Raw genomic sequence first — 5,638 nt, forward strand, 5'->3', positions numbered from 1 at the left:
GGAGGTCGGTGTCGTGGTGCGGTCCGGACCAGACCACGATCCGGCCGCGGTCGCCGAGCTTGGTGCTGACCAGGTCGCGGGCCGGCGCGGGATCGCCCTGGTTGACGAGTACGACGAGTCGCCGGCCGTCGCGTTGGAGCCGGTCCAGCAGCGGTGGGAGCGTGGAGCCGCGGAAGATGCCGGGATCGCTCTTCACCTTGGTCTCGATCATCACGCCGCGACCGCGGACCACCAGCAGGAAGTCGGCCCGGTCCCGGGTGAACTCGCGATCGTGATAGATCCGCGCCTTCGGCCAGAGCCGCTGCAGCGCGGCGTCGACGTCAGCGTCGTACTGCGCCGCGAGTCGGCTGACCCGCGAACCGGTACCGCGCGCACGCAACTCCTCCGGCGCGCGCCCGCCGAGCCATGACGGCAGCAGACCACGAATATGTGTGTCGATCATCGGTGGACCCCTCGACCTAGCCAACACTCAACGGTGAGTGTGCCCAGGCTGGGGTGGGGGAATCCGGTGTGCGCGCGATCGTGATCGCACTGGCACAAATCAGCAAGCGGTTGGTGTGGTGGTGCCGCCGTCGACGATCCAGCGGGAGTCCTGGGTGACGACGCGCATCTGGTCGAGCCAGCGGGTCGGGGTGGTGTTCGGGAGGACGCCGCGGCCGCGGACGTTCACGGTGCGGGCCGAGGTGGTGTCGTAGCAGGCGCTGACCAGGACGCCGTTCGAGGCAAGGGTGCGCTTGGCCCAGACGACCTTGGTGAGCCCGGTGTTGTGCAGCTTGTTGGTCCGGAAGTACTTCGCCTGGGCGCTGATCGCCTGGTACATCTTCGGCGTCATCGCGGACTCGAGCTGCTTGGTCTTGCTGCCGCCGCTGCGCATCATCACGTCGAGCGCGACGCGGTACGTGTAGTAGGCGTTCAGCACCGGGTCGTCGGAGCCGATGCCGCCGCTCGCGACCCGGGTGGCCTTGTGGGCGGCAGGCGCCGCCGCGGCGATCCCGCTGTCGGTACCGCACCCCTGGAGCAGCAAAACCGGGAGCAGCGTGGCTGCCGCGGCCAGGTCCCGCTTGCGCATGAACACCTCCTGTTGGACGAAAATCCCCGTCCTCGCGCCGCCGGCGCTATCCGCACGCCCGTCCGGCACTGACCGTGTAACGCGGCGGCACGTATCGTGGTCACTGTGAGCTGGATCACAGAAACCCCCTACCCGGGTACCGGTCCGGGTTCGGTTCTCTGGCTGGAGGTGCCGGCGGCGTCCGATTCCTACGCTCGATCTCGGTAATCGAGACGGAGGAGAGACCATGACTGAGACGCTGACCCGGCCGGTCGCGGAGGTGCGGAAGCACCGTGCGCGGCGGTTGGGACGTTGGTTGGTGTACGACGCCTTGCTGCTGCCGGCCGGACTGCTGACGATGGCGGACGCGATTCTGGACGAGCCGGCGACCGCGGCGCGGCGCTGGTGCCGCCTGGGTGCGGCTGCGACTCCAAAGACCAACGCCCGTACCTTCGGTGACGGTCTGCTCAGCGCAGTACTCGGACTGGCCAGCCTGTTCGTGCTGTTCCTGACCGTGCTAGCCGTGGTCCGTGGACCGTTCTGGGGACTCGTCGAGCACGGTCCTGTCGAGCCGGGTACGTGGGGCGGTCCAACCCGCGCCGGTGCCTGGGCTACGCACGGCCTGCTCGCTCTGCCGTGCGTAGTCGCGTTCTTGTTCGTACTGCGTGGCATTGCCGCGCTGCAGATGCTCCTGGTCCAGGGGACGCGCAGGTGGGTGCTTCCGGCAACTATTACGGTAGCCGCCGGTACGCTCGCGTTCTTCTGGGCCTGGCTACAGCAGGTGTGAGTAGGGTCCAACTGTGCAGATGCCGAACAGGTGGTCGTGGCTTGGCGTTGCCGCTCTGCTGTTCCTGACGGTCCTGGACCTCTCGCAGCACTACACGGTGGCCCTCGGGGCTGTACTGGCGCTGGCGATCGCGCGGGCATTGGCGTTGAGCCTGGCGTGGCTGCGGCCGCGGCTGGCGGTGGTCGTCTCGCTTGCGACCACGGCTGTCACGGCAGCGGTCACAACTCCGGTCAGCGCGAGTGAGCCGTGGCCGTGGGGTACTACAGCCGCCTTTGGTCACTCGCTCGTCGTAGCGATCGCAGGTGCGCGCGGGCTCGGTCGTCGCGAGCAGGTGGGCTGGTGGGTAGCAACGCAGGCCCTTGGGGTCGGTGCGGTCGCTCTTGCGCCGGACCGTGGCAGCTGGCGCGGGTTGATCACCATGGCCGTCCTGTCGGCGGTAGCAGTCGTGGTGGGTGACCTGCTTCGCTCTCGCGGCGAGGCGAACCGCCTGCTCGCGGAACAGGAGACGATCAGCAAGGCGGAGCGTTCGGAGCGGGAGCGATTGCAGGAGCGCGCCCGGATCGCCCGGGAACTGCATGACGTCCTGGCGCACCACTTGTCCGTGGTGGTCGTCCGCGCGGACAGTGCGCCGCACCGGCTGCCCGACGTACCGGATGACGTACGTACTGAGTTCACGGGCATCGCAGACGAGGCACGTGCCTCGCTGACTGAGATGCGTCGCGTACTGCGGTTGCTGCGGGAGCCCGTGGACCAGCCGCAGGAGCTAGGACCGCAGCCCGGTCTCCTGGACGTTTCTGAGTTGGTGGAGAGCACCAGGCGTGCTGGGGCTGACGTGCGGTTGACAGGTGACGTCCCGACTGGGCTCGACCCGGCTGTGGAGCTCACGGCGTACCGCGTTGTGCAGGAAGCGCTCAGCAACGCTGTACGACATGCGCTGCACGCGGTTGTAGAGGTTGCCGTACGCCGTACCGCGGGGGAGCTGGAGGTCACGGTGCAGAACGCGAAGCCCCCGCGTCCCGTCGTACCGGCTCCTGGGAGCGGTCAGGGGCTGGCGGGGATGCGGGAGCGGGTAGCGCTCGTCGACGGGACTGTGAGCACCGGTCCGACCCCTGAAGGCGGTTATCTGGTGCAGGCAGTGATACCGGTCGGAGAGGAGGTGGCGGGTGACGATCACGGTCATGGTGGTTGACGACCAGGAGATGGTGCGGGCCGGGTTCGGCGCACTGCTGGACGCGCAGGCGGACATGCAGGTGGTCGGGCAGGCTGGTGACGGTGCCCAGGCGGTTGAGCTGGCCGCCGAGTTGAGGCCTGACGTGATTCTTATGGACGTACGGATGCCTGTACTCGACGGTCTCGCCGCTACGCAGCGCATCCTCGCTGGGTCCACGCCTGGCGAGCCACCGCGGGTTGTGATGCTGACAACGTTCGACCTGGACGACTACGTGTACGCCGCACTCCGGGCTGGTGCCAGCGGGTTCCTGTTGAAGCACTCGACGCCGGACGAGCTCGCTGCGGCAGTACGGGTCGTCGCTGCCGGGGACGCACTGCTGGCTCCGTCCGTCACCCGTCGGCTCGTAGAGGACTTCGCTCGCGCGCAACCCGTCGTACAGGTGACACCGGACCGGCTGACGCCACGAGAGACCGACGTACTGCGGCTGGTCGCAAGAGGGCTCTCGAACCGGCAGATCGCCGAGGAGCTCGTGCTGGCCGAGCAGACCGTCAAGAGCCATGTCAGCAACGTGCTGACCAAGCTGGACCTGCGGGACCGCGCACAGGCTGTCGTGTACGCGTATGAATCCGGCGTAGTGGTCCCTGGTCCGCGACACTAGGTGGATGGACGTTCTCGAACGCGTACGCAGCCTGTGCCTTGCACTGCCCGAAGTAACCGAGCGGCCGAGCCACGGTGAGCCCACCTGGTTCGTCCGGGACAAGAAGACGTTCGTGATGTACGCCGATCACCACCACGACGACCGCCTCGGCGTCTGGATGGCGGCACCACCCGGTGTCCAGGAGTCGCTCGTCGCGGACGACCCCGAGCACTTCTACCGACCGCCGTACGTCGGACACCGCGGCTGGCTCGGCGTGTTCCTGGACGTGGACGTCGACTGGGACCACTTCGAGGACCTGGTCGAGAACGCCTACCGCCAGATCGCCCCGAAGACCCTCATCGCCCGCCTGGACCAGGTCTAGTCGTTCAGTGGGATCGACGTCTGCGGCAACCACGACGGTGCCGGAGGCCAGCTGAGGGCGTGCGCCGGGTCGTCCCAGTCCCAGTCCTGGATCTGGGATTTGCTACGGCGGCCGAAGATGGCCCGGAACAGCTCGTAGGAGCTGGTGCGGACGGTCGCTTCGGGCTCGTCGGTGCCGACCGAGTACGTGCCGTCCGGGGTGATGACGGTGAGCGGCCCGGGTCCGTCGAGCATCCAGTCCAGTGTGGCCAGCCAGAGCTCGGCGGGGCGGGCGTCCGCTGCCGATCGCCCCGTGCAGATCGGCCTCGTGGACGGCGGCGTCGGCGTACGGGTTGCACACCAGTGGGTGCGAGGTGGTGCCGCCGACGATCACGTGCTCCAGGGCCGATCCGGCGGTCGCCCACTCGTCCAGGACCTCGGCCAGCGGCAGGTTCCGCCGCGTTGCCACCTGGGCCGCGGTCCACGGCGGGTGCGGCGCACCGGCGACGTTACCGGCCGCGAGATCGACCGCCACGCCGGTGAGGTGCGCGATGAGATCCTGCACGCTCCACTGCGGGCAGGCGGGCACCTGCCGATCCAGGTCCTCTTCACTGAGGCCCTGCACCGCGGCAGCGATCCGTTGACGCCCTGCGTGGTACAGCTCGACGCTTCTTCTGGGGTCCGTCACCGAACCATTGTCACCCCGTACGACGCTCGGCGGTCTTGTGGTTGCATGTGGGCATGCACCCACGCGCAGGTCAGCCAGCACAGCCCGAGGACCTCGTCGACGTCGACGCCATGCTGGCGGCGTACGGCGACATCACCCCGGACGTCGAGAACCCAGCCCAGAAGGTCGTCTTCGGTACGTCGGGGCACCGGGGCTCGAGTCTTGACGGTGCGTTCAACGAGGCGCACATCCTGGCGATCACACAGGCCGTCTGCGAGTACCGGGCCGGCCAGGGTACGACAGGGCCGCTGCTTGTCGGCCGTGACAGCCACGGGCTCTCGGAGCCGGCCTGGCGCACCGTGCTGGAGGTGTTGGCCGGTAACGACGTACAGACGCTCGTGGACAGCGCGGACCGGCTCACGCCGACGCCTGCCGTCTCACACGCGATCCTGCGGCTCAACCGCGGTGGTGGCGCGGACGCCGACGGCATCGTCATCACGCCGTCGCACAACCCGCCGCGGGACGGTGGCATCAAGTACAACCCGCCGCACGGCGGCCCGGCCGACTCCGACGCCACCAGTTGGATCGCGAACCGGGCCAACGCCCTGATCGCCGCGGGCAACCGGGAGGTACGCCGGAAGCCGTTCGAGCAGGCGCGTCAGCACGCCGGGGACTACGACTTCCTCGGGCACTACGTCGACGACCTGCCGTCGGTGCTGAACCTGGCCGCGATCCGGGACGCCGGTGTGAAGATCGGCGCCGACCCACTGGGCGGGGCGAGCGTGGACTACTGGGCCGCGATCGCCGAGCGGCACGGGCTCGACCTGACCGTGGTGAACCCGCGGGTGGACCCGGCCTGGTCGTTCATGACGCTGGACCACGACGGCAAGATCCGGATGGACTGCTCCTCGCCGTACGCGATGGCCTCGCTGGTCGCGCAGCGGGACAAGTACGACCTGGCGACCGGG

At 68.7% G+C, this 5,638-nt stretch carries 7 protein-coding genes and 2 pseudogenes; 5 read left to right on the forward strand and 4 right to left on the reverse strand.

The genetic code is table 11. The features are described 5' to 3' along the window. Positions 1-442, reverse strand: a 442-nt coding sequence (locus VFF46_RS31185) for a hypothetical protein (protein WP_325040817.1), incomplete at its 3' end; no start/stop codon positions are given. Between the two features lie 99 nt (positions 443-541). After that, entirely contained in the window at positions 542-1,069 is a 528-nt protein-coding gene (locus tag VFF46_RS31190; protein ID WP_325040818.1) for a hypothetical protein, read from the reverse strand. A gap of 226 nt (positions 1,070-1,295) precedes the next feature. Here VFF46_RS31190 and VFF46_RS31195 point away from each other — a divergent pair, with 226 nt between their 5' ends. Genes VFF46_RS31195 through VFF46_RS31210 form a run of 4 tightly spaced genes read left to right on the forward strand, consistent with a single transcriptional unit; the run spans position 1,296 to position 4,025 of the window. After that, entirely contained in the window at positions 1,296-1,835 is a 540-nt protein-coding gene (locus VFF46_RS31195; RefSeq protein ID WP_325040819.1) for a hypothetical protein, read from the forward strand. 19 nt (positions 1,836-1,854) lie between these two features. After that, complete coding sequence (locus VFF46_RS31200) at positions 1,855-3,024, forward strand: sensor histidine kinase (protein WP_325040820.1); 1,170 nt, start codon at positions 1,855-1,857, stop codon at positions 3,022-3,024. Further along, the gene (locus tag VFF46_RS31205; protein WP_325040821.1) at positions 2,999-3,664 is read left to right on the forward strand and encodes a response regulator transcription factor; all 666 of its coding nucleotides are present in this window, start codon (positions 2,999-3,001) and stop codon (positions 3,662-3,664) included. Before VFF46_RS31200 ends, VFF46_RS31205 begins: the two co-directional genes overlap by 26 nt. A gap of 4 nt (positions 3,665-3,668) precedes the next feature. Further along, positions 3,669-4,025 (forward strand): MmcQ/YjbR family DNA-binding protein, encoded by a 357-nt coding sequence (locus VFF46_RS31210; protein ID WP_325040822.1) that lies wholly within the window; start codon positions 3,669-3,671, stop codon positions 4,023-4,025. On the opposite strand, the gene VFF46_RS31215 is transcribed toward VFF46_RS31210, so the two are convergent. Continuing rightward, positions 4,022-4,258: a hypothetical protein gene (locus tag VFF46_RS31215; protein WP_325040823.1), complete on the reverse strand. Its 237-nt coding sequence runs from the start codon at positions 4,256-4,258 to the stop codon at positions 4,022-4,024. The genes VFF46_RS31210 and VFF46_RS31215 overlap by 4 nt on opposite strands. A gap of 145 nt (positions 4,259-4,403) precedes the next feature. After that, positions 4,404-4,772 (reverse strand): annotated as a pseudogene (locus tag VFF46_RS40680) (maleylpyruvate isomerase N-terminal domain-containing protein); the annotation flags it as partial. On the opposite strand from VFF46_RS40680, the pseudogene VFF46_RS31220 reads away from it, so the two are divergent. Next, positions 4,745-5,638 (forward strand): annotated as a pseudogene (locus tag VFF46_RS31220) (phosphoglucomutase); the annotation flags it as partial. The pseudogenes VFF46_RS40680 and VFF46_RS31220 overlap by 28 nt on opposite strands.

It is taken from the genome of Kribbella sp. (genome assembly GCF_035655035.1).
Classification (GTDB): Bacteria; Actinomycetota; Actinomycetes; order Propionibacteriales; family Kribbellaceae; genus Kribbella.

What these genes read in the sequence shown, in the direction of transcription:
- VFF46_RS31190 (WP_325040818.1), bottom strand. Translation starts at nt 1,069, where the DNA reads ATGCGCAAGCGGGACCTGGCCGCGGCAGCCACGCTGCTCCCGGTTTTG.
- VFF46_RS31195 (WP_325040819.1), top strand. Translation starts at nt 1,296, where the DNA reads ATGACTGAGACGCTGACCCGGCCGGTCGCGGAGGTGCGGAAGCACCGT.
- VFF46_RS31200 (WP_325040820.1), top strand. Translation starts at nt 1,855, where the DNA reads ATGCCGAACAGGTGGTCGTGGCTTGGCGTTGCCGCTCTGCTGTTCCTG.
- VFF46_RS31210 (WP_325040822.1), top strand. Translation starts at nt 3,669, where the DNA reads ATGGACGTTCTCGAACGCGTACGCAGCCTGTGCCTTGCACTGCCCGAA.
- VFF46_RS31215 (WP_325040823.1), bottom strand. Translation starts at nt 4,258, where the DNA reads ATGCTCGACGGACCCGGGCCGCTCACCGTCATCACCCCGGACGGCACG.